Source organism: Psychromonas algicola, from assembly GCF_004378355.1.
Taxonomy (GTDB): domain Bacteria; phylum Pseudomonadota; class Gammaproteobacteria; order Enterobacterales; family Psychromonadaceae; genus Psychromonas.
This window is the reverse complement of record NZ_SNUB01000038.1, coordinates 1-23214: the sequence shown is the minus strand read 5'-3', so window position 1 is coordinate 23214 and position 23214 is coordinate 1. Positions and strand designations below refer to the sequence as shown.

General features: G+C 37.9%; 18 protein-coding genes, 3 tRNA genes and 1 pseudogene. 14 read left to right on the top strand and 8 right to left on the bottom strand.

Annotation, left to right across the window (positions count from 1 at the left end):
- The first annotated feature begins 147 nt into the window (after positions 1–147).
- The 3 genes from sbcD (at position 148) to E2R67_RS14775 (ending at position 5945) form a co-directional block, all read left to right on the top strand.
- Entirely contained in the window at positions 148–1359 is a 1212-nt protein-coding gene (gene sbcD / locus E2R67_RS14785) for an exonuclease subunit SbcD (RefSeq protein ID WP_134291724.1), read from the top strand.
- Positions 1356–5087 (top strand): AAA family ATPase, encoded by a 3732-nt coding sequence (locus tag E2R67_RS14780; protein WP_134291723.1) that lies wholly within the window; start codon positions 1356–1358, stop codon positions 5085–5087. Before sbcD ends, E2R67_RS14780 begins: the two co-directional genes overlap by 4 nt.
- 96 nt (positions 5088–5183) lie before the next feature.
- Positions 5184–5945 carry a DeoR/GlpR family DNA-binding transcription regulator gene (locus E2R67_RS14775; RefSeq protein ID WP_134291722.1) on the top strand — a complete coding sequence of 254 codons (762 nt, stop codon included), beginning with the start codon at positions 5184–5186 and terminating at the stop codon, positions 5943–5945.
- Between the two features lie 125 nt (positions 5946–6070).
- Here the strand turns inward: E2R67_RS14775 and ychF are convergent, their stop codons facing one another.
- The 8 genes from ychF to nadK all read right to left on the bottom strand — a co-directional run bounded on the left by ychF (position 6071) and on the right by nadK (position 14201).
- Complete coding sequence (ychF, locus tag E2R67_RS14770; protein WP_134291721.1) at positions 6071–7162, bottom strand: redox-regulated ATPase YchF; 1092 nt, start codon at positions 7160–7162, stop codon at positions 6071–6073.
- Positions 7163–7185: 23 nt separating this feature from the next.
- Positions 7186–7776 carry an aminoacyl-tRNA hydrolase gene (pth, locus tag E2R67_RS14765; protein ID WP_134291720.1) on the bottom strand — a complete coding sequence of 197 codons (591 nt, stop codon included), beginning with the start codon at positions 7774–7776 and terminating at the stop codon, positions 7186–7188.
- 2 nt (positions 7777–7778) lie between these two features.
- On the bottom strand, positions 7779–8414 hold the full coding sequence (locus E2R67_RS14760) for a 50S ribosomal protein L25/general stress protein Ctc (protein ID WP_134291719.1): 636 nt from the start codon (positions 8412–8414) through the stop codon (positions 7779–7781).
- Between the two features lie 240 nt (positions 8415–8654).
- Entirely contained in the window at positions 8655–9602 is a 948-nt protein-coding gene (locus E2R67_RS14755) for a ribose-phosphate pyrophosphokinase (protein WP_134291718.1), read from the bottom strand.
- An 81-nt stretch (positions 9603–9683) separates the two neighbouring features.
- Complete coding sequence (gene ispE, locus E2R67_RS14750) at positions 9684–10541, bottom strand: 4-(cytidine 5'-diphospho)-2-C-methyl-D-erythritol kinase (RefSeq protein ID WP_134291717.1); 858 nt, start codon at positions 10539–10541, stop codon at positions 9684–9686.
- Positions 10542–10556: 15 nt separating this feature from the next.
- A complete protein-coding gene (gene lolB, locus E2R67_RS14745) occupies positions 10557–11174 on the bottom strand; it encodes a lipoprotein insertase outer membrane protein LolB (RefSeq protein WP_166739402.1) in 618 nt (205 codons plus the stop codon).
- Positions 11175–11431: 257 nt separating this feature from the next.
- Complete coding sequence (gene recN, locus E2R67_RS14740; protein ID WP_134291715.1) at positions 11432–13111, bottom strand: DNA repair protein RecN; 1680 nt, start codon at positions 13109–13111, stop codon at positions 11432–11434.
- Between the two features lie 190 nt (positions 13112–13301).
- Complete coding sequence (nadK, locus tag E2R67_RS14735) at positions 13302–14201, bottom strand: NAD(+) kinase (protein WP_134291714.1); 900 nt, start codon at positions 14199–14201, stop codon at positions 13302–13304.
- A 140-nt stretch (positions 14202–14341) separates the two neighbouring features.
- On the opposite strand from nadK, the gene grpE reads away from it, so the two are divergent.
- The 11 genes and pseudogenes from grpE to E2R67_RS14680 all read left to right on the top strand — a co-directional run bounded on the left by grpE (position 14342) and on the right by E2R67_RS14680 (position 22812).
- A complete protein-coding gene (gene grpE, locus E2R67_RS14730) occupies positions 14342–14980 on the top strand; it encodes a nucleotide exchange factor GrpE (RefSeq protein WP_134291713.1) in 639 nt (212 codons plus the stop codon).
- 226 nt (positions 14981–15206) lie between these two features.
- Positions 15207–17126: a molecular chaperone DnaK gene (gene dnaK, locus E2R67_RS14725; protein ID WP_134291712.1), complete on the top strand. Its 1920-nt coding sequence runs from the start codon at positions 15207–15209 to the stop codon at positions 17124–17126.
- 103 nt (positions 17127–17229) lie between these two features.
- Complete coding sequence (gene dnaJ, locus E2R67_RS14720) at positions 17230–18357, top strand: molecular chaperone DnaJ (protein WP_134291711.1); 1128 nt, start codon at positions 17230–17232, stop codon at positions 18355–18357.
- A 276-nt stretch (positions 18358–18633) separates the two neighbouring features.
- Complete coding sequence (uvrY, locus tag E2R67_RS14715; RefSeq protein ID WP_134291710.1) at positions 18634–19278, top strand: UvrY/SirA/GacA family response regulator transcription factor; 645 nt, start codon at positions 18634–18636, stop codon at positions 19276–19278.
- Positions 19279–19361: 83 nt separating this feature from the next.
- On the top strand, positions 19362–21194 hold the full coding sequence (gene uvrC / locus E2R67_RS14710; RefSeq protein WP_134291709.1) for an excinuclease ABC subunit UvrC: 1833 nt from the start codon (positions 19362–19364) through the stop codon (positions 21192–21194).
- Positions 21195–21208: 14 nt separating this feature from the next.
- A pseudogene (locus E2R67_RS14705) lies at positions 21209–21448 on the top strand (helix-hairpin-helix domain-containing protein); the annotation flags it as partial.
- Positions 21449–21486: 38 nt separating this feature from the next.
- Entirely contained in the window at positions 21487–21669 is a 183-nt protein-coding gene (locus E2R67_RS14700; RefSeq protein ID WP_445177049.1) for a helix-hairpin-helix domain-containing protein, read from the top strand.
- Positions 21670–21839: 170 nt separating this feature from the next.
- The gene (gene pgsA, locus E2R67_RS14695) at positions 21840–22394 is read left to right on the top strand and encodes a CDP-diacylglycerol--glycerol-3-phosphate 3-phosphatidyltransferase (protein ID WP_134291707.1); all 555 of its coding nucleotides are present in this window, start codon (positions 21840–21842) and stop codon (positions 22392–22394) included.
- A gap of 162 nt (positions 22395–22556) precedes the next feature.
- Positions 22557–22632, top strand: a tRNA-Gly gene (locus E2R67_RS14690).
- A gap of 9 nt (positions 22633–22641) precedes the next feature.
- Positions 22642–22715 (top strand) — tRNA-Cys (locus tag E2R67_RS14685).
- Between the two features lie 11 nt (positions 22716–22726).
- A tRNA-Leu gene (locus E2R67_RS14680) sits at positions 22727–22812 on the top strand.
- Positions 22813–23214 lie beyond the last annotated feature (402 nt).

Here is a 23214-nt window from a genome sequence, read left to right as displayed (position 1 = left end):
GAAAAAAAACGTTTTTTTGTTTTTTTGCCTAATTGCTAATCAAGTTGTTTTTATTTTGTGCAAACATAACTAAAAACAAGGCAGAATAGAGTTTTATACCATCGAAAAAGATAAACTGTCATTAATCGAACTTAATAATAGCGAATTATGAAAATATTACATACCTCAGATTGGCACCTTGGCCAGTATTTTATGATGAAAACACGCGAAAATGAACACCAACAATTTTTGTCGTGGTTAATTGAGGTGGTTAACCAACAGCAAATTGATGCAGTGATTGTTGCTGGCGATATTTTTGATAGTGCGTCACCTGCATCCTATGCACGTAAGTTATATGCTGACTTTGTTGTGCAACTGCAGCAGAGTTATTGTTCGCAATTAGTGATTGTGTCAGGCAATCATGACAGTGTTGCAGTATTAAATGAAAGTAAATCCCTATTAAGCGCTTTAAACGTCTCTGTGTTAGCTGGTTTGAGCGATAACTTATCCGAGCATATTATTTCTCTTGAAGATAAAACAGGAGAGCAACAAGCTTTATTGTGTGCTTTACCTTTTTTACGTGCAACAGATGTGATGCTTAGCGAACAAGGGAGCTCGGCGGAGCAAAAGCAAATGTCATTGCAACAGGGGATTGCCGATACTTATCAAAGTATTTATGAATTAGCTGTGCAAGATGTTGATGAAGCGACACCTATTTTAGCAACGGGGCATCTTACTGCTGTGGGTTGTGCTGTTTCTGACTCGGTACGTGAAATTTATATCGGTACCTTAACTGCATTCCCTGCTTCTTTGTTTCCACCTTTTGAATATATTGCACTTGGGCATATCCATAAAGCACAACGAGTGCAAAAATCTGATTTTATCCGTTATTGTGGCTCGCCGATCCCGTTAAGCTTTGATGAAAGCAAACAAACCAAACAAGTGAATATTATTGAATTTACCAATAAAGATGATGTAAACGTTAGTGAGTTAGCTATTCCTGTTTTTCAATCACTAAAAGTTATTGCTGGCGATTTAGAAAGCATCACTGAACAAATTACAGCTTTAAAAGTTGAAATGGCAAATCAAAGTGTCTGGGTTGAAGTAAAACTTAAACAGGCGCATTACATGTCTGATTTACATACGCATTTGAGTGAACTTGTTGAAGGTACAAAGATTGATATCTTAAAAGTGAGTAGTCCACAAATTAATGAAATGAATCAATGGCAAGAAAGCGATAAAAAAAGCTTAGATAATGTCACGCCAGAGCAATTGTTCGAGCATCGTCTTGATATCGAAGACAATATTAGTGATGAGCAAAAACAACAGTTAAAAGGCTTATTCGCAGAAGTGCTCTCTGCTGTGGAGCATCAATCATGAAGATCCTCTCATTACGTTTTAAAAATTTAAACTCCCTAAAAGGGCAATGGAAAATTGATTTTCAAGATCAAGCTTTTCAGGATAACGCTTTATTTGTGATCACCGGGCAAACAGGCGCAGGAAAAAGTACGATTTTGGACGCCATTTGTTTAGCCTTATATCAACAAACGCCGCGTTTAGATAAATTAACGCAAAGTAAAAATGAGTTGATGACGCGCGGTTGTGGCGACTGTTTAGCTGAAGTTGAATTTGCGGTTAAAGGTAAAGCTTACCGTGTTTATTGGTCTCAAAAACGCGCCCGTGGTCATGCAGATGGTAATTTACAAGCGCCTATTTGCGAATTAACAGAAATAGGTGGCAAGGTATTAGCGACCAAAAGTAGTGAAGTACTTAAACTGGTTACCGATCTGACAGGATTAGATTTCTCTCGTTTTACTAAGTCCATGTTATTAGCACAAGGTGGCTTTGCTGCTTTCTTAAATGCAACTAGCGGTGAACGTGCTGAACTGTTGGAAGAGTTAACTGGTACTGAAATCTATTGTGAAATCGCACAGTATGTTTATCAGCAAAATAAACACATTCAAAATGAATTAACCTTGCTTACCGAGCAATCTAAAGTATTAAGTTTATTAGATGACGTACAACGCGCAGAGCTAGATGCTGAAATCGCCACGTTAACGCAACAACAAAAAACATTAACAACAGAGCATAAAGCGTTAGAAACAGCTTTTAACTGGTTACAGCAAACTCAAAAACTATCCACTGATATCAATACGCAAACACAAGTAGTTGGCAATATAAAAGAAGAACAAAAAAACTTTGAAAGCAAAGAAGAAGCGTTAGTTAATGCTGAAAAAGCCGCAAAGTTAACTCCTTTGTTCGAATCAAAGCAACAAGCTGCGACACAACATGAGAAAGTGAAACAACAGCTGTTAGAAATTGAGCAAAAACGTAATGCTAATAAAATCTTGATGCAAGAGGCTTTAACGGATCAAGAGCAGAAAAATACGCAGCTACAAGCGCAGCAGGAAAAAACGACACAAACCTTAGATGCCATTAATAATGTTTTAGCGCCGTTGGATTTAACCATTGCAGAGAAACAGTCACAATCTCAGCAGTTAACTCAGCAGCAACTTGAAAAGTCAGCAATAGTAGAGCAAGAAAAGCAAAAATTAGTTGAGCAACAACTGCAAATAACGAATCTTCAACAGCAATTGCAAACGCTTCAATTAACATTACAAGCTCGTGCTTATATCCCACAAATGAGTGAAAAGCTCTCTACGATTTCATTGCAGTTAAATCAGTTAGGTGAAATGCAAGAGAAGCATTCAACGCTTTCTCAAACATTAACTTCGATTGAACAGAAAAAATCTGAAGCTATTAAATCAAATGATCATGCTCAACAAGCCATCCAATCATTAATGCTTCAAGTTGAGCCATTAGAATCTAAGTTACAACAAGCTAAAACGGATATTCAGAATGCGCTTTCTTTATTGCCTGGTGCTTCAATAAACACAGCAAGTGTAGAGCTGAAACAGTTGCAAATTCAGTTAGAACAATGCCAATCTACTTTGCCATTGGTTGATAAGCTGGATCGCATTGAAGTGGATTTAGCCAAAATAACGGATAGTAAAACCCATTTAGAAAACTCCTTACAAGCCGATAATGAACAGTTATTAGCTTGGAAAACCCAAGGCCAACAATTAGCGGAAGAAGTTAAAAATACTGAAAAACTACTCGAACAAGACCAAATAATACAAAGTCTTAGCGCATTACAAATGAAGGTAGAAGAAAGTGAACCTTGTCCTTTATGTGGTTCGTTAGAGCATCCTGCTTTGGTGAATTACCAAAAGATTGATGCATCACACCATCAATCTCGTTTAAAGGAATTACAACAGCAGTTACTTGAAGCACGTAATCGTTACAGTGAATTAAACGGGCAATTAAAAAATAAACAGCAGCAATTACAGCAAATGCTGTCTTCACTACAGGCTTTATTATCAGAAAAAGAAGCGCAACTTCAACAGTGGTCAAGTAATGCCTATTTGATGGGGCAGGAATATAATGCACAAAGCAATGCGTTATTATTAGCGCAAAAACAGTCATTAACCTTACAAATTCAAGAGTTAACTCAAAAAATAGAAGACGTTCGTACCTTAGAACGACAGCAGTCTGAACAATCAGATCAATTACAAACACTATCCGCTGATAAGAATAATTTATTATTAACGCAGCAGCAGAGTATTCATACACAAAACTCATTAGCAGAGCAATTTGAAACGTTATCTGCTGATGCCGCGCAAATCACATCAAATATAGACACCACTAAACAAACAATCGTGGCGAGTTTACCAGAGCCATCTCAGCTGTTAGCTTCTAGCGATTTAACATTCTTAGCTCCTGAAGCTATCTTCAATCAACCAGAACAATGGCTCGCTGAAGTAACCCAACAAGTCACAGATTATCAATTACAGTTGACACAAGAGCAGCAGCTACAACAACAATTGAGCGAGTTATCGCAGCAGCACTCATTAGCGCAACAGGCCATGCAGCAACAGAGTGAGTTATTGCAACAAGTCACAACGCAATTACATGGGTTAATTGAACAAATTAATAGCGCACAGCAACAGAGGAAAACACAGTTTGGCGATGCTTCTCCACAACAATTACGCGAGCAAGCACAGCAGCAATTAACACAATGCCAAACACAATTAGAAACAGCGAAATCAGCACTTCAGACACTTAGCGCGACTGAGCAAGCGTTACAAGGTGAAAGCTCCCAGTTAATCGCATTAGAGCAAGAGTACAAAGCACATTTAGTTAATGCCGATACTCAGTTTACTCAAGCATTAGCCACTTCCTTATTCACCGACCAAAGTGATTACCTTAATGCGTGTTTAACACAGGATGAAATGCAATCATTAATCGCATTACGTCAGCATTTACAACAGCAGTTATTAACAGAAACAACGCGATTACAAACCTTAGAAAGCCAATTGGCAGCGCAGCAAGCATTAAAATTCACTGAGTTAGATTTGTCACAAGCAACGCAAGCATTGAGTGAATCTGAACATAAAATAGAGCAGCATCAGCAAACCTATGCAACTAAGTTAGGACTGTTACAAGCTGATGATAACGCGAAAGTCAAACAACAAAGCTTGTTAAAACAACAACAGCAGAAACAAGAAAATGCGCAGCAATGGACTATGCTAAACAAGTTAATTGGCTCGGCTGATGGTGCTAAGTTTAGAACTTTTGCGCAAGGGGTTACCTTAGATAACTTGGTTTATCTCGCCAATAAAGAGATGGCAAATTTACACCAACGATATCAATTACAACGTAATGTGGAGCAGCCTTTAGCCTTGCAAGTGATCGATTTATGGCAAGCCAATGCAGTGCGTGACGTGAAAACATTGTCTGGCGGAGAAAGCTTCTTAGTGAGTTTAGGGTTAGCCTTAGCTTTATCCAACTTAGTGAGTCATAAAACACAAATAGAATCATTATTCTTGGATGAAGGTTTTGGTACTTTAGATGCGAATACGTTAGAGGTCGCCTTAGAGGCATTAGAACGTTTGAATGCCACTGGTAAGTTGATTGGTGTTATCTCGCATGTGGATGCGTTAAAAGAGCGTATAAATCATCAGATTCATGTTAACAAAGGCGCTTCCGCAGGATTCAGCCAATTAGATGCAAAATATCAATTTAATGAACAAGTAATAAGCAATTAAAGCAGTCATGGTTAAATATTGACTTTGCATTGATTAACCCTCGGTTATTACTGCATAATCCAGTAATACTTTTAAGAAAAAGCTGCAGGAAATATTATGTTACAACAGGAAAGACACAGTAGGATCCTTGATTTACTAAGCCAATTTGGTCGTGTTTATGCTACTGAATTAAGCTTGCAGCTAGGTGTCTCGGAGGATACCGTTCGACGAGATCTTAAAGTGCTTGATGAGCAAAAGAAGTTACGTCGAGTACATGGTGGGGCATTACCTCTCCAGCATGAGAATAAAGAATATAGACAGCGTCATGAAGAAATTGATCCGTTAAAAGAGCGCGTGGCTTTAGCGGCAATTCCTCTAATTGAAGAAGGGCAGACAATCCTTATCGATTCTGGAACCACTTGTTTACAGTTGGCGATGAACTTACCAACACATTTCAATTTTACTGTGGTCACACCAAGCCCATTAGTGGCGACTAAGTTAATTCATCATAATAATATCGAATTGATTTTATTGGGTGGAAAAATATTTAAACCGTCTGTGATGGCATTAGGTGCAACCACCAATGCGATGTTACGGAAAATACATTTTGATACTTGTTTCTTAGGTGTATGTGCATTACATCCTAGCCAAGGCTTGAGCATTAATCATATTGATGAAGCAGAAACATTAGCGACTATTATCGAACAATCAGAGCAAGTCGTAACCTTAGCTTCTTATTTAAAGTTAGGTAAAATGTCTACACACAAGGTTTGTGGCGCAAATAAAATCGACTATTTGATTACTGATTCTTCATCAGATCCTAAATTACTTTCTTTGTTTTCTGAGCAGGGAATAGAGATTAAAATTTGTAATGATTAATTAACGTATTGTTAGTTAAATAATTAAAAATCAATAGGTTGTTTTGAGTTTTGAATCAGGCATAAAAAATGGCAACCTAAGTTGCCATTATTGATTTTGTCGCCAAACGTTAAAAGCGTTTAATGCTATACGTTAAAGCGGAAGTGAATAACATCACCATCCTGTGTAATGTACGATTTACCTTCTAAACGCCATTTACCAGCTTCTTTTGCGCCAGCTTCGCCTTTACAAGCAACAAAGTCATCAAAACTGACAATTTCAGCTCGGATAAAACCACGTTCAAAGTCTGTATGGATTTTACCGGCTGCCTGTGGTGCTGTTGCACCAATTGGTACTGTCCATGCACGTACTTCTTTTACACCTGCTGTAAAGTAAGTTTGTAGGTGTAATAGTTTATAACCACTGTAAATAACGCGATTTAAACCTGGCTCATCTTGGCCAATACCTTCTAAGAATTCAGCTTTATCTTCATCGTCTAATTCTGCGATTTCAGATTCAATTGAAGCACAAACAGGTACAACCACAGCGCCTTCTTTTTCTGCTATTTCACGTACTTTGTCTAAGAATGGGTTATCTTCAAAACCATCTTCAGCTACGTTAGCAATATACATAGTTGGTTTTAATGTTAAGAAGCTCAGGTAATCAATCGCAGCAAGCTCTTCTTTTTCGAAGTCTAAGCCACGTACCATTCCGTCGTCTTCTAAGTGCGCTTTAATACGCTCTAGAATAGGTAATTCAAACTTAGCATCTTTATCGCCGCCTTTTGCTTTTTTAGTTAAGCGTAAAATAGCGCGATCACAGCTTTCTAAATCAGAAAGTGCTAATTCAGTATTGATGATATCAATATCTTCTTGTGGATCAATTTTACCTGCCACGTGAACGATATTATCATCTTGGAAACAACGTACAACATGACCAATTGCATCTGTTTCACGAATGTTTGCTAGGAATTTATTACCTAAACCTTCACCTTTTGATGCGCCTTCAACTAATCCGGCAATATCAACAAATTCCATAGTTGTTGGTAATACTTTTTGCGGATTTACAATCGCAGCAAGTTGATCTAAACGTGGATCTGGTACAGGAACGATACCAGTATTTGGCTCGATCGTACAAAAAGGGAAGTTAGCCGCTTCAATGCCAGCTTTAGTAAGTGCATTAAAAAGGGTTGATTTTCCTACGTTGGGTAAACCAACAATACCACATTTAAAACCCATGATTTTTTCCTATTATTTAACTGTTATTGTGCTTTGAAGCTATGTAAGCGATTCATCGCTTTTTCTATCCCGTCGACACCTAGAATATGTGTACAACGTGCTGCTTCATCGATACTTTGCTCGATCAGATTTTGTTCTGTACTCGTTGCTTTACCAAGTACATAACCGCTAACGCGACTTTTATCGCCTGGATGGCCGATACCAATACGTAAACGGTAGAAATTTTTATTATTGCCTAGTCTTGAAATGATATCACGCAAGCCATTATGTCCACCATGTCCGCCACCGAGTTTAAATTTTGCCACGCCTGGTGGAATATCTAATTCATCGTGTGCGACTAGAATTTCTTCTGGTTTAATTTGGTAGAATTTTGCCATTGCTAAAACAGCTTTGCCACTAAGATTCATGAAGGTAGTTGGAACTAATAATCGAATGTCATTACCAGCAAATTGAATGCGTCCGGTTAGACCAAAAAATTTTGCTTCAGGTTTTAGCTGAATATTTTCTTGAGAGGCGAGTTGTTGTAGGTACCATTGTCCGGCATTGTGTCGAGTATTTGCATATTCGGGGCCTGGATTAGCCAGGCCCACAAGCAATTTAATCGTAGTTGACACGATTACTCAGCAGCGTCAGCTTCTGGAGTTTCAGTTGCTTCTACTTCTTCTTCTTCAGCTGTTGCTGATTTCTTAGCTGAGATAGCTACAACTGGTAAGTCGTGCTCTTCGCCTTTGCTAAGTTCAACTGATTCAACACCTTTAGGTAGTTTGATATCAGAAAGATGAACTGTTTGACCAACTTCAACATCAGCCATATCAACTTCGATAAATGCTGGTAATGCTGCAGGTAGACAAGATACTTCGATTTCGTTAGTTAAGTGACCGATGATACCGCCATTTTTAACGCCAACTGAAGTTTCTTCGTTTAGGAAGTGGAACGGTACAGTTGTTTGTAGTTTTTGTTTAGCATCAACACGTAAAAGGTCTAAATGTTGAATACGCTCTTTAAACGCGTGACGTTGGATATCTTTAAGTAATACTTGCTCAGATTTGCCATCGATTTCTAGGTCTAATACTGAAGAGTAAAATGCTTCAACGTTTTCAACTTTCATTAATTCTTTGTGTTCGAAAGTTAGAGAAACAGGATCTTTTCCTGCACCGTATACAACACCAGGTGTTTGGTCTGTGTGACGTAGGCGGCGGCTCGCACCTTTCCCTAAATCTGTACGGCTTGTAGCTACTAATTTGATTGACATGGTAAAACTCCATTGTTGAAAAAACAAAATGTTCTTTCAAATTAAAATAGATTATCGTTTGCGACCAGCGATAACCGCCTCTCCCCTAAAGAGGGTGTATAAAAAAGGCGCGCCATAATAACGCAGTAAACATTTTTGTACAATTTAAATGCAAAAAAAAACGCCTATTTATAGAAAATAAGCGTTTTTAAAAATGACAAACGGAATAACGGTTGTTATCTCGTTAGATTTTAGTTCATTTTAGTAATGAAACATTGCAGAGATTGATTCTTCATTACTAACGCGACGAATCGCTTCAGCTAACATTCCGCTTAAAGTAAGTTGTTTTACTTTACCTGTTGCGATGATTTCATCTGTTAATGGAATTGAATCCGTTACAATGAATTCGTCGATTACAGAGTTTTTAATGTTATCAACCGCTGAACCAGAGAATACGGCGTGTGTTGCATATGCGTAAACAGATAATGCACCACGATCTTTTAATGCTGCTGCTGCTTGACATAAAGTACCACCCGTATCGATCATATCATCAACGATAATACAGTGACGGCCTTCAACATCACCAATCAAATGCATTACTTGAGCTACATTTGCTTTTGGACGACGTTTATCAATGATTGCTAAGTCTGCATCATCTAGTAATTTTGCATGTGCTCGTGCACGTACAACACCACCGATGTCAGGTGATACGATCATTGGGTTTTCTAATTTCTTTTCTAACATATCTTCTAACAGCACAGAGCTACCGAATACGTTATCAACAGGAACATCAAAGAAACCTTGAATTTGTTCTGCATGTAAATCCACAGTCATTACGCGGTCAACACCTACGTTAGAAAGGAAATCTGCAACTACTTTTGCTGTAATTGGAACACGGCTTGAACGAACTCGACGATCTTGACGAGCATAACCAAAGTATGGAATTACTGCTGTAATACGACCAGCAGAAGCACGACGAAGTGCGTCAATCATTACGATCAATTCCATCAAGTTATCATTGGTTGGAGCACAAGTAGATTGAACGATGAAAATATCATCACCACGTACGTTCTCATTAATTTGAACGTGGATTTCGCCATCACTAAAACGGCCTACATCTGCGCTTCCTAATTTGATGAAAAGACGATCAGCGATTTTTTGAGCTAGATCTGGTGTTGCGTTACCTGAAAATAGTTTCATGTTTGGCACTTTGAGGACCTCTGTAATCCTGTTGATTTGGCTAATAATATTAAATTATTAACATGTGTAATTAGTTGAAATATCAGCTAATTAAGTATTATTTTTTGTAGATATTAATTCACGTAGAGGTGAATTATTTAAGCCTTGTGCCGTGAAGCAAGCTAACCATGTTGGCGTTTTTTGGGCTAATAACTCAGCTTGATGAGGCTGTTCAAATGTACTAAAAATACATGCGCCAGTTCCTGTCATCCGAGTCGGGGCGTATTCTAGCAACCAGTCGATGGTATTAGCAACCTCAGGATAATGTTTTTTAACGCAGGGTTCACAATCATTTGTCCATTTATTGGTCATAAGTTCATGATGTGATTGCTTTTTTGTGTCTCTTTTTAAATCTGGATTTTTAAATACAGCTGGCGTCGAAATATGACAATTTGGCGTGGCGATCAAATAGTGAGATTCTGTTGGAGTCACTGCTGTTAATTTTTCACCTACACCTTCTGCAATGGCCGCCTTACCATAAATAAAAATAGGGACGTCTGCACCTAAGCTAACTCCTAGCTCAGATAAGGTTTGTTCACTTAGATTTAGATCCCAATGATAGTTTAAAGCGACTAAAGTCGTTGCCGCATCTGAAGAGCCACCACCTAATCCACCACCCATAGGTAAATTCTTTTCTAATACTATATGCGCACCCAAAGTACAGTTTGTATGAGCTTTTAATAACATAGCAGCTTTATAGATAAGATTATTTTCTAATGCAACATCAGCCAGTTCAGGCGAAATTGTAATATGGTTGCTTGTATTGGCTGTAATGGTGAGGTAATCACATCGATCAATAAATTGAAACAGCGTTTGTAGCTCATGATAACCGTCGGCACGCTGTCCTGTGATGTATAAAAAAAGATTTAATTTAGCTGGTGCCGGCCAGCGTATAGTGTCTGCATGCATAATAAAATAAGTCTTTTATTGTTTATCTATTTGCCATTGATTAATCGCTATTTTCAAACGCAGATTATCACGCTTTAAATCAAGTTTACGTGGTAAAGCAATACCTGAAAAATATTGATACTGTTGATATTTGATTTGCCAAGCACTGCTATCTAAATTCTCACCTAATAATGTGCTCACTCGTTGTTGTTCATTAAGCGTATAGGATGCATTAATAGGATTACCTTTTATCCATTGTTGTAAAGCTGATATTGGTAAATTTAAACCGGGTGAGATCTCTTGGATTAATTGTTCTGCATTATTGCCAGTAAATGTATCACCATCATTATTAATAATTTCTACACCATCTTTGTTTTTCTTAATGCTTAGGATGCGGGTGCCAATAAAAGAGGTTAGTTGAATATTATAGTTGTCTTGATTTTGTTCCCAATAAAGATTTGCAGTCTCCCTTTCATCTTTTAAAAAGATGGCTAACTTAGCACTAATAGACCATTTTGAAAGTGTAGCGATGCTTTGTTGATGTGTTTCCCAGGTTAAACTGATCCCTTCAGGGGCTAATTCAGGCTCTGGTTCAGAAAATACACTACATCCTGAAAGCATAAATACAAATAATAAGGTGATGATATTTTTCATTTTCGAAACCATTCAATAAAAGTGACGTTAATATAACAAACTATTTTATTGATAGCTTTGCTTGTAGGTAAAAAATATCTAATTCATCGATAAGAATAGACGTAGCAAAGTGAAAAGGGGGAATGTATCAATGCAAAACCAATAATACTGTCATGACAATTAGTTAACAATTAAGCATTAAACTCATTAATAGTAATGCTTAACAAGCTTAGTTCGACTGTGTTAAACATTACCATTAGTTTTGGTAGGCTCTATTATTATTTAATCAAAAGATCTTGTGCATTGGCGAGTGTGTGTTCAGTAATACTATCGCCGCCCAGTAACCTTGCTAATTCTTCTACGCGTTGTTTATTGTTTAACAGCTGCATATTAGTATTGGTTGTTTTCCCATCACTCTCTTTGTTCACTATCATATGTTGATGCCCATTTCCGGCCACTTGCGGTAAATGTGTTACACAGAGTATTTGTGTGCTTTCACCCAATTGACGTAATAGGTTACCGACTACGGCAGCTGTTGCACCACTGATACCAACATCGACTTCATCAAAAATAAGTGTTGGCGTAGAAACGCGTTGGCTAATAATAACTTGAATCGCTAAGCTAATACGCGATAGTTCACCACCTGAAGCGACTTTTCCTAGGTTTTGTAATCCTTGCCCCGCGTTTGCTGCCACTTGGAATTCAATATTATCGATTCCTAATGGGCTTAAATTAGTTGTTTCATTTTGTGTTAACGCAACTTCAAATCGACCATCTTCCATATTCAATTTTTGAATACTTTTAGTTATTTTTTCACTTAATTCTTTGGCATAACGCTTGCGGCTTTGACTTAATTTTTTAGCGTGTTTAGCGTAATCTTCCTGCGCATTTTCTAGCTCTGTTGTTAATTGTTCTATTTGTACTTCGCTATTATTAAGTTGTTGGTATTCTTTACTTAATTTTTGGTGGAAAGCATAAAGCATTTCAGGCTGTACTTGGTGTTTTCTAGCGAGCGTTAAGGCTTGGCTTAATCGTTCTTCTAGTTGTTGGAACTGTTCAGGATCTAATTCTAATTTCTCTGTGTATTGACGAAGTTCATATCCAGCTTCCTCAATTTGAATGACAGCGACTTGTAGCGATTCCACAATATTTGCTAGTTGTTCATCGTGCTGAACTTGTGTTTCTAATAATGTGATGCTTTTTTGAAGTAGGCTCAATGCATCGACTTCTTCACCATCGGATAGTAGATTTAAACTTACTTGTGTACTTTCTAATAGTGCACCACTGTTAGCCAATTTTTTGTGTTCAGCTTCTATTTCAGCAAATTCATCTTCGCCTAATGCAAATTCATCCAACTCTACGATCTGATATTCAAGTAATTGTTTTCTAGCTTGTTTTTCTTGTTGGCTTAACTGTTGTTGTTGCAATTGTTTTTTAAGGAAATGACAGCCTTGATAAGTATCTTTTACTTTTTGTAATAAAGGCTGATGGCTTGCGTAATCATCTATAATTGCCAGCTGTGTATCATTGCGTAATAGGCTTTGATGAGCGTGTTGACCGTGAATGTTCACTAATAACTGGCCCAAGCTTTTTAATTGCGAAGACGGAACGGGTGTTGAATTAATATAAGCACGTGAACGACCTTCAGTGGTAATGATACGGCGTAATAGGCATTCATTAGGGTTGTCACTTAAACTATTTTCAAGATCGTTATTTCTCAACCACTCTAGAGCTTTAGGTGTATCGCTGAGGTTAAAACGAGCGCTTACTTCCGCTTTATCTGCTCCTTGTCGGATCATACTTAGATCCGCTCGATTACCTAAACAAAGGCCAAGTGCATCAATTGCGATTGATTTACCCGCCCCCGTTTCTCCGGTGATCGTGGTCATACCTTGGTTAAAATCAAGTTCTAAAAACTTAACGATTGCAAAGTGCTGAACAGTTAATTGGCTTAACATAAAAGGACATCCTCTATTTATAATAACAATCAAGTTATAATAACGATCAAAAACTACTGTTTGAATACACAGTTTAGTACTGTTTTTTTAAACAGTAAAGTTTTGTTTCGTTTTTATACAAAATAGTTTTATGACTTATTTTTTTGTTAATAATAGAAGTTAAAATAAAACCCGTAGTCAGTGCTTCAAATTAAAAAAGTTTATTACCCCAACCAAATTTATTATGTAAAACATGGAAATAATTATAATTAAGCGGATGCAATAGTTTTAATTGGTGATTGGTTTTTTTAATAATAACTTCATCGCCCGGTAGTACTGATAAATTAACATGGCTATCGCAACTTATTTGCATTTCAGTGACATTGCTACGTGATGTTTTTAAACGCACTGTACTATTGGCATCAATAACAATAGGGCGGCTATTTAATGTATGCGGAAACATAGGCAATAAACTAATGGCATCTAAGTTTGGCGTTAAAATTGGACCTCCGCCAGATAATGAATAAGCAGTAGAGCCTGTCGGTGTTGATAGGATCAAGCCATCTGCTCGTTGATTCAACATAAAGTTATCGTTAACGTAAACTTCAAACTCAATCATATGTGCAATTTTATCTGGATGTAATACAGCTTCATTAACCGCAGTACTGCTACTTTTCATATGCCCATGACTATGTACTTGTGCTTCTAATAAAAAACGGTTTTCAGTTTGGTATTTTCCTTCTAATACTTCTGTTAGCGGTTGTTCAAAGTTTTCTGGATCTAAATCCGTTAAAAAACCTAAATTACCTCTATTTACGCCAATAACTGAAATATCAAAGCGAGCAAGGACTCGTGCAGCACCTAGCATGTATCCATCACCACCTACGACAATGGCTAAATCACATTTTTGACCAATACCGACTAAATCATCATATTTTGATTTAGGTAGATTTAAATCATTAGTGAGACGGTTATCAACAACGATTATGTGTCCTCGTGCTTTTAAGAAGTGGTACAAACTTGTGAGTGTTTGTAATGCTTCACTATGCTGTGGTTTGCCAATTAAACCAATGGTTTTAAATTGACCTTGTTGCGTACTATCCAGACTCATAAAATGCCTATTAGCTAAAAATGCGATAATTTTGAGTATACATTGTATAAATGTTTTTATTAACAACTTGAAACTATTATTACGATCCCCATAATACACCCTATATAAATCATCATAGTCATATTAGATAGGATAAAGTAATGAGCGAAGAACAAAAAAAGACTGTTGAAGAAGCAATTGAAACTGTTTTAGGTGAAGAGTCTGTTGAACAACATGTTGAAGCAGAAGTGGTTGCTGAAGAAGTCGCTGCAGAATCAGCAACACAGGAAGCGGAAACTGAAAAAACTGAGCAGGCTGATATCGTTGCTGATTTAACTAAAAAATTAGCTGAAGCTGAAGAAACCATTAAAGAGCAAAAAGACCAAGTGATACGTGCGCAAGCTTTTGCTCAAAACGAAATTCGTAAAGCGGGTATCGATGCTGAAAACCGTCGTAAATCTGTATTAAGAACCTTTGCTAATGCATTAACACCTGTTGTTGACCATTTAGAATTAGCAATTCAACATGCAGATAAAGAAAATGAAACACTAAAACCTATGGTTGACGGTGTTGAAATGACATTAACTGAGTTATTAAAAGCAATTTCAAGCATTGGTATCCAACAGATTGACCCAATGGGTGAAGCACTTAACCCTGAAAAACACCAAGCAATGAGTATGCAAGTTGTTGAAGGTGTTCCAGCTAACCAAGTAGTTGCTGTTATGCAAAAAGGTTATGAGCTAAATGGCGGACAAGTGATCCGTCCAGCAATGGTTGTGGTCTCTAAAGCCGCTGAATAAATAGCATTAGAATGTATAAAAAAGGTGCTTCGGTGCCTTTTTTTATGGGTGGTGGTTAATTTTTGCTTTATTGCTGAGAAATAAATGAAAAAAAATGGTTTTTTTTGCTGCTTGCCCTTGAAACAAAAAAATACCCCCCTATATATAAAAGTATCAAACAGATACTGCAAATATGTGCAGTTAACTAAACAAGTAACAACTATTAACAAGTGTGGAGAGAGTTAAAATGGGTAAAATTATCGGTATTGATTTAGGTACTACAAATTCATGTGTTTCTGTACTGGATGGTGATGTAGCTAAAATCATTGAAAACGCAGAAGGTGAACGTACAACTCCTTCAATCATTGCTTATGCAGAAGATGGTGAAATCTTAGTTGGTCAACCAGCTAAACGCCAAGCTGTAACTAACCCACAAAATACTCTATTTGGTATTAAACGTCTTATCGGTCGTCGTTTTGAAGACGAAGAAGTACAGCGTGATATTAAAATCATGCCATACAAAATCGTAAAAGCTGATAATGGCGATGCATGGGTTGAAGCTCGCGGCAATAAAATGGCTGCTCCACAAATCTCTGCTGAAGTTTTGAAAAAAATGAAGAAAACAGCTGAAGATTACTTAGGTGAGAAAGTATCTGGTGCGGTTATTACTGTTCCTGCTTACTTTAATGATGCACAACGTCAAGCAACTAAAGATGCTGGCCGTATCGCAGGTCTTGATGTTAAACGTATCATCAATGAGCCAACAGCTGCTGCATTTGCTTACGGTGTTAACAATTCTAAAGGCGACAGCACGGTTGCTGTTTACGATTTAGGTGGTGGTACATTCGATATTTCAATCATTGAAATTGATGATGTAGATGGCGAAAAAACATTTGAAGTATTGTCTACAAATGGTGATACACACTTAGGTGGTGAAGATTTCGATAACCGTTTAATTAACTTCTTAGTAAGTGAGTTCAAGAAAGATCAAAACTTTGATTTAACAAACGATCCACTAGCTATGCAACGTGTTAAAGAAGCGGCTGAAAAAGCAAAAATCGAGCTTTCTTCTGCACAACAAACTGAAATCAACTTACCGTACATCACGGCAGATGCTTCAGGTCCTAAACATTTAAATATCAAAGTCACTCGTTCTAAATTAGAGTCTTTAGTTGAAGATATGGTTAAAGCTACACTTGAGCCATTACGTCTTGCACTAAAAGATGCTGACCTTTCTGTTGGTGATATCGATGACGTTATCCTAGTTGGTGGTCAAACTCGTATGCCTCTAGTTCAAGCTGCTGTTGCTGAATTCTTTGGTAAAGCTGCTCGTAAAGATGTTAACCCTGATGAAGCGGTTGCAATGGGTGCTGCGATCCAAGGTGCTGTACTTTCTGGTGACAAAACTGACGTTCTATTATTAGACGTTACGCCGTTATCAATGGGTATTGAAACAATGGGTGGCGTGTTAACTAAAGTTATCGAGAAAAATACAACGATTCCAACTAAGCAATCGCAAACATTCTCAACAGCTGAAGATAACCAAAGTGCGGTAACTATTCACATTCTTCAAGGTGAGCGTAAACGTGCAAGTGATAACAAATCTCTTGGTCAATTTAACCTTGAAGGTATTCGTGCAGCAACTCGTGGTACGCCACAAATCGAAGTGACATTCGATATGGATGCTGATGGTATCTTGCATGTATCTGCGAAAGATAAAGATACTAACCAAGAACAAAAAATCACGATCAAATCAAGCTCAGGTCTATCAGACGAAGAGATTGAAAAAATGGTAAATGACGCTGAAGCAAACGCAGAAGCCGATAAAGCCTTTGAAGAAGTTGTAACTGCACGTAACCAAGCTGATGCAATGATTCACGGTACTAAGAAACAAATCGAAGAAGCGGGTGATGCACTTCCTGCTGATGAGAAAGAAAAAATCGAAGCGGCTTTAGCTGAACTTGAAGAAGCAACTAAAGGTGAAGATAAAGAAGCAATCGAAGCGAAAACGCAAGCGCTTGCTGAAGTATCACAAAAGCTAATGGAAATTGCTCAACAAAAAGCACAAGCTGGCGAAGCCGGTGAAGCGCAACCAGAAGCTGATGCGAAGCAAGACGATGACATCGTTGATGCTGAGTTTGAAGAAGTAAAAGACGAGAAAAAATAATTAGGTAACCCCTAAATAAGTTATATCGTTTCAACTCGCGGGTTATGGATTTATCTATAATCCGCGTGTTTGTTTTCAATAAACAGAGATTTGAGAAATAACCATGTCTAAACGTGATTGTTATGAAGTACTTGGTGTAAGCCGAGACGCAACAGAAAAAGAAATTAAAAAAGCTTATAAGCGCCTAGCGATGAAATACCATCCAGACCGTACTAAAGGGGATGATGCGTTAGAAGAAAAGTTTAAGGAAGTAAAAGAAGCTTACGAAATTCTTAACGATCCTCATAAAAGAGCTGCGTTTGATCAATATGGTCATGATGGTGTTAACCAACAAGGCCATAGCGGCGGTGGTGGTTTCGGCGGCGGTGGTTTTGACGATATCTTCGGTGATATTTTTGGTGGTGGTCGTGGCCGAGGTGGAGCTCAACGTCCGCAACAAGGATCTGACCTACGCTACAATATGGAATTAACATTAGAAGAAGCCGTCAAAGGTATTTCTAAAGAAATTGAAATCCCAACCTTAGTGCACTGTGAGCAATGTAATGGTTCAGGCGCGAAAAAAGGCACTGACTCTAAAACATGTGGTACCTGTCATGGTCAAGGCCAAGTACAGATACGTCAAGGTTTCTTTGCTGTTAACCAAACCTGTCCTACTTGTCGCGGTAAAGGTAAAATCATTACTGACCCATGTAACAAATGTCATGGTGAAGGACGTTACGAGCGTAGCAAAACATTATCAGTTAAAATCCCTGCTGGTGTTGATACTGGCGACCGTATCCGTTTAAGCGGCGAAGGTGAAGCGGGTGAGCACGGTGCTCCTGCGGGTGACTTGTACGTACAAATGAATGTTCGTCCACATGATGTATTTGAACGTGATGGTAATGACTTATACTGTGAAGTGCCAATTAGTTTTACTGAAGCGGCTTTAGGTGGGGAAATTGAAGTACCTACTTTAGATGGTCGAGTAAAACTTAAAATACCTGCAGAAACTCAAACAGGACGTATGTTCCGTATGCGTGGTAAAGGTGTTAAGTCAGTACGTAGTCATTCAACAGGTGACTTGATGTGTAAAGTCACAGTGGAAACACCTGTTAAACTTTCAAGCAAACAACGTGAGCTATTAAAAGAGTTTGAAGCCTCATTATGTTCAAGCAGCAGTAAAAAGCATAAGCCTAAATCAGAAGGTTTTTTGAATAGCTTGAAAACTTTTTTTGATGATATAAGCAAATAGTTGATTCAGATTGAATTATTTATCTATATAAATAATTTATAGGATCGAGCTCATTTGTAGCATGTTACTATAGGCCACTTAATGTGGCCTTTTTTATAAGCTTTATTAATACATTTTGAACGATATCAATTAGAATAATTGTCTTGATAACTGTTAACTGGCTCAGAACATCATATATTTTATATATGCGAGATTCTGTAGAGTAGGTAAGATAATGCGCTACATTAATTTACCTGTTTAATTTTGTGAGTATATAAACTCATACGGAGAAGTTTAGTGATAAATATCCTACTGGTCGATGACCATGAACTAGTTCGTACAGGGATAAGCCGTATCATTGATGATGTTCGAGGCATGAAAGTAATAGGCGTAGCTGAAAGTGGAGAAGAAGCTGTTAAGTGGTGTCGAAATAACGACCCAGATGTGATTTTAATGGATATCAATATGCCAGGTATTGGCGGGCTTGATGCAATGAATAAAATTCTACGCAGCAAGGAAGATATTAAAATCATTATGTTAACTATGCATACTGAGAATCCGTTTCCAGCAAAAGTGATGCAAGCAGGCGCTGCTGGTTATTTAAGTAAAGCTGCTGCCCCTGAAGAAGTATTAAAAGCGATTCGAGTGGTGCATTCAGGGCAACGTTATTTAACACCTGAAATTGCGCAACAGATGGCGTTGTCACAATTATCGCCAAGTAACGAAGATCCATTTAGCGTGTTATCTGAACGTGAGTTACAAATCATGATCATGATAACTAAAGGGCAACGTGTTGTTGATATTTCAGAGCAACTTAATTTAAGTCCGAAAACTATTAATAGCTACCGTTATCGTTTATTTGATAAGTTAGGTGTTCATGGTGATGTTGAATTAACCCATCTTGCTATCCGCTATGGTATGTTGGACGCAGATACGCTTTAACAAAGGCTGTGTTTCAACACTTGATGGCACCTAGCGGTGCCATTTTATTTTGTACTCTTTAACTTAATCACTTTATTTATCCTATGACTAAATTTGATCACGAATCTTTTTTAAAAACAGTCACTACCGAGCCTGGCGTTTATCGCATGTTTAACGATCAAGATGAAATCATCTATATCGGCAAAGCGAAAAATCTTAAAAAACGTTTGAGTAGTTATTTTAGTTTGACTCAAAAACATCCTAAAACCCTTGCACTAGTCAGCCATATTGTTCGTATTGAAGTGACAATCACTCATACTGAAACCGAAGCTTTGATCCTTGAACATAATTTTATCAAGCAGCATAAGCCCAAATACAATGTATTATTAAGAGATGATAAGTCTTATCCGTATCTATTTTTAAGCGATCATAAACATCCTCAATTAACCTTAGTGCGTTCGCAAAATAAAAAACGTAAAGGTACTTATTTTGGCCCATATCCAAGCGGTGGCGCAGTACGCGAAAGTTTGCATTTAATGCAAAAGCTTTTTCCTATTCGTCAGTGTGAAGATAGTTATTATAAAAACCGTTCAAGACCTTGTTTGCAGTATCAATTAAAGCGCTGTTTAGGGCCTTGTGTTGATGCCATGCCAGAGCAAGAATATAAACATCAGGTTGAATTAGCCACTGAGTTTCTACAGGGTAAAAGCCAAGCGGTTATTGAACAATTAGTCACAGAGATGGAAGTGGCGAGTAATACGTTAGAATTTGAAAAAGCCGCGGTACGACGCGATCAAATTCAATCGCTCAAAAAAGTACAAGAGCAACAATGGGTAAGTGGTGAAGTTGAGCAATTAGATGTGCTTGGTTTTGCCTATGAGCATGGTGTTGCCAGTATCCACATGCTGTTTATTCGTCAAGGCCGAGTATTAGGTAGCCGTAATTATTTCCCTAAAGTTCCTAAGAATAGCTCTGAAGAAGAAGTGTTAAGTAGTTTCTTGAGCCAGTTCTATCTTTCAGGGCAAAATGGACGAGCTATCCCGCGTGAAATATTATTAACCGATGATTTTGCAGATAGAGAAATATTTGAAGAGTTATTCTCAGAGCACAGTGGTTATAAAACTAAGCTTAAAATTGTCATGCGTGGGGAAAGGTTACGCTTCACTAAGCTTGCTAAAACCAATGCTAATGTGGCGTTGAGTACTCATTTAAGTCAGCAAAAATCAATTTTACAACGTTATACCTTACTCGAAGAAAAGCTGGAATTAACTCAACCAATTTTACGTATGGAGTGTTATGACATCTCGCATATGATGGGCGAAAAAACAGTGGCTTCCTGTGTTGTGTTTAATCGCGAAGGTGCTAAAAAATCAGATTATCGTCGTTTTAATATTACAGGGATCACTCCCGGAGATGATTATGCTGCTATGGGGCAAGTATTAGCGCGTCGTTTTAAAGATCAGCAGACGCCTGAAACAACACCCGATATTATTTTTATTGATGGTGGATTAGGGCAATTAAGCCAAGCTGAAACTATTATTAGTTCTCTTGAACATAACTTCCCACATAAGTACCCTTTATTAATTGGTATCGCCAAAGGGGTAACACGTAAAGCAGGTTTAGAGACGTTAATATTGGCAGATAGCCATGAAATATTAGAGATAGATAGTCATTCTCCTGCTTTGCATCTGATTCAACAGATTCGAGATGAATCACATCGATTTGCGATCATGGGGCACCGACAACAAAGAGATAAAGTTCGTCGCACTAGCACATTAGAAGGTATCGCAGGTGTTGGGGCCAAACGACGACAAATGCTATTGAATCACTTTGGTGGTTTACAAGGTGTGAAATCTGCAAGTATTGACGAGTTAATGAAGCTCAATGGAATTAGTAAAAGCTTAGCTGAAACGATTCATGAAGCGTTAAATTTCTAATCTAGAAAGCCTGAGATGAATCACATCGCTTCGCCATTATGGGACTATGTGAAAACAGTCAACAAAGAGACAAAGTTCGTCGCACTAGCACACTAGAAGGTATCGCAGGTGTTGGGGCCAAACGACGACAAATGCTATTGAATCACTTTGGTGGTTTACAAGGTGTGAAATCTGCAAGTATTGACGAGTTAATGAAGCTCAATGGAATTAGTAAAAGCTTAGCTGAAACGATTCATGAAGCATTAAATTTCTAATCTAGAAAGCCTGATATGAATCACATCGCTTCGCCATTATGGGACTATGTGAAAACAGTCAACAAAGAGACAAAGTTCGTCGCACTAGCACACTAGAAGGTATCGCAGGTGTTGGGGCCAAACGACGACAAATGCTATTGAATCACTTTGGTGGTTTACAAGGTGTTAAATCAGCAAGCATTGACGAGTTAATGAAGCTCAATGGAATTAGTAAAAGCTGAGCTGAAACGATTCATGAAGCATTAAATTTCTAATCCTATTTAGGCTTTTATTAAGTATTGAATAATAATAGTTAGATTCTTGACTTTAATTGCCTTTTTATGCGTTAAGCATTTGCAAAAGTAAAGCATAAAATGCAAAAATAAGCAGGCTTACCTTAAAGGATATTTTAATGCTTAACATTCCCAATATATTAACTGGTTTTCGAATTCTATTAATACCGATCTTTGTCGTTGTATTTTATTTACCGATGCAATGGTCAGCTGTAATTGCTGCATTTATATTTTGGTTGGCTGGGGTAACCGATTTATTGGATGGATATCTAGCAAGACGTTTAAATCAACAAACTGCTTTTGGTGCCTTTTTAGACCCCGTAGCTGATAAAATAATGGTTGCCGTTTCTTTGGTGATGATTGTTGAGCATTACGCGGTTATTTGGATAACCATTCCAGCAATGGTGATGATTTGCCGTGAAATTATTATTTCAGCTTTACGTGAATGGATGGCTGAATTAGGTGAACGAGCAAGTGTTGCTGTTTCATCTATTGGTAAAATTAAAACATTTGCTCAGATGTTTGCTTTATTTTTATTGATTTGGCAATACTCAATAGAAATGGAGTGGGTTGGATTTACTTTCTTGTATTTAGCAACAGGATTAACTCTATGGTCGATGGTTGTTTATCTAAAAGCAGCGTGGCCATTATTAAGCAAGGGCGATGCGAGCTAGATTGTAGAATATCTAAACGCTTCGTCTAAAAAAACGTCGAACAAGTTAAAAGAAGTAAAAAAGTCGATGATAAGTATTGACTCATGGTAAAGAATCATTAGAATGCGCACACATCGAGAGGGGAAATAGTTTACTACTTCTTTTTAAGATAAACATAGTGATGCGTTACTAGCTCAGTTGGTAGAGCACAACCTTGCCAAGGTTGGGGTCACGAGTTCGAGTCTCGTGTAACGCTCCAAATGTTTTTGGCGGAATGGCAGAGTGGCCATGCAGTGGATTGCAAATCCATCCACCTCGGTTCGACTCCGGGTTCCGCCTCCATTATAGAATTTGCCCGGGTGGTGAAATCGGTAGACACAAGGGATTTAAAATCCCTCGACTTATGGTCGTGACGGTTCAAGTCCGTCTCCGGGCACCAATTCTATAAATCAACCAGCTTATAGCTGGTTTTTTTATGCCTGAAATTTAAGTTTGTTATCTAACTCTGTGAAGTCAAATCCCCGCATCGCATTCTGGTCGTGACGGTTCAAGCGGGTCTCCGGGCACCAATTCTATAAATCAACCAGCTATTGCTGGTTTTTTTATGCCTGAAATTTGAGTTTGTTATCTAACTCTGTGAAGTAAAATCCCCGCATCGTATTCTGGTCGTGACGGTTCAAGTCCGTCTCCGGGCACCAATTCTATAAATCAACCAGCTTATAGCTTAATGCCGTTCACTTAAGGTGAACGGCATATTTACTTTTCGCCACTGGATATCGATTTTTAGACGCTTTTAAACACCTCGGATAACTTCGCTCACGTTTTCCCTCCAACTTAAATT

Excerpts from the sequence above, each read along its gene's own strand:
- sbcD (WP_134291724.1), top strand. The coding sequence starts at position 148 with ATGAAAATATTACATACCTCAGATTGGCACCTTGGCCAGTATTTTATG.
- E2R67_RS14780 (WP_134291723.1), top strand. The coding sequence starts at position 1,356 with ATGAAGATCCTCTCATTACGTTTTAAAAATTTAAACTCCCTAAAAGGG.
- E2R67_RS14775 (WP_134291722.1), top strand. The coding sequence starts at position 5,184 with ATGTTACAACAGGAAAGACACAGTAGGATCCTTGATTTACTAAGCCAA.
- ychF (WP_134291721.1), bottom strand. The coding sequence starts at position 7,162 with ATGGGTTTTAAATGTGGTATTGTTGGTTTACCCAACGTAGGAAAATCA.
- E2R67_RS14760 (WP_134291719.1), bottom strand. The coding sequence starts at position 8,414 with ATGTCAATCAAATTAGTAGCTACAAGCCGTACAGATTTAGGGAAAGGT.
- ispE (WP_134291717.1), bottom strand. The coding sequence starts at position 10,541 with ATGCATGCAGACACTATACGCTGGCCGGCACCAGCTAAATTAAATCTT.
- lolB (WP_166739402.1), bottom strand. The coding sequence starts at position 11,174 with ATGAAAAATATCATCACCTTATTATTTGTATTTATGCTTTCAGGATGT.
- recN (WP_134291715.1), bottom strand. The coding sequence starts at position 13,111 with ATGTTAAGCCAATTAACTGTTCAGCACTTTGCAATCGTTAAGTTTTTA.
- nadK (WP_134291714.1), bottom strand. The coding sequence starts at position 14,201 with ATGAGTCTGGATAGTACGCAACAAGGTCAATTTAAAACCATTGGTTTA.
- grpE (WP_134291713.1), top strand. The coding sequence starts at position 14,342 with ATGAGCGAAGAACAAAAAAAGACTGTTGAAGAAGCAATTGAAACTGTT.
- dnaK (WP_134291712.1), top strand. The coding sequence starts at position 15,207 with ATGGGTAAAATTATCGGTATTGATTTAGGTACTACAAATTCATGTGTT.
- dnaJ (WP_134291711.1), top strand. The coding sequence starts at position 17,230 with ATGTCTAAACGTGATTGTTATGAAGTACTTGGTGTAAGCCGAGACGCA.
- uvrC (WP_134291709.1), top strand. The coding sequence starts at position 19,362 with ATGACTAAATTTGATCACGAATCTTTTTTAAAAACAGTCACTACCGAG.
- E2R67_RS14700 (WP_445177049.1), top strand. The coding sequence starts at position 21,487 with ATGGGACTATGTGAAAACAGTCAACAAAGAGACAAAGTTCGTCGCACT.
- pgsA (WP_134291707.1), top strand. The coding sequence starts at position 21,840 with ATGCTTAACATTCCCAATATATTAACTGGTTTTCGAATTCTATTAATA.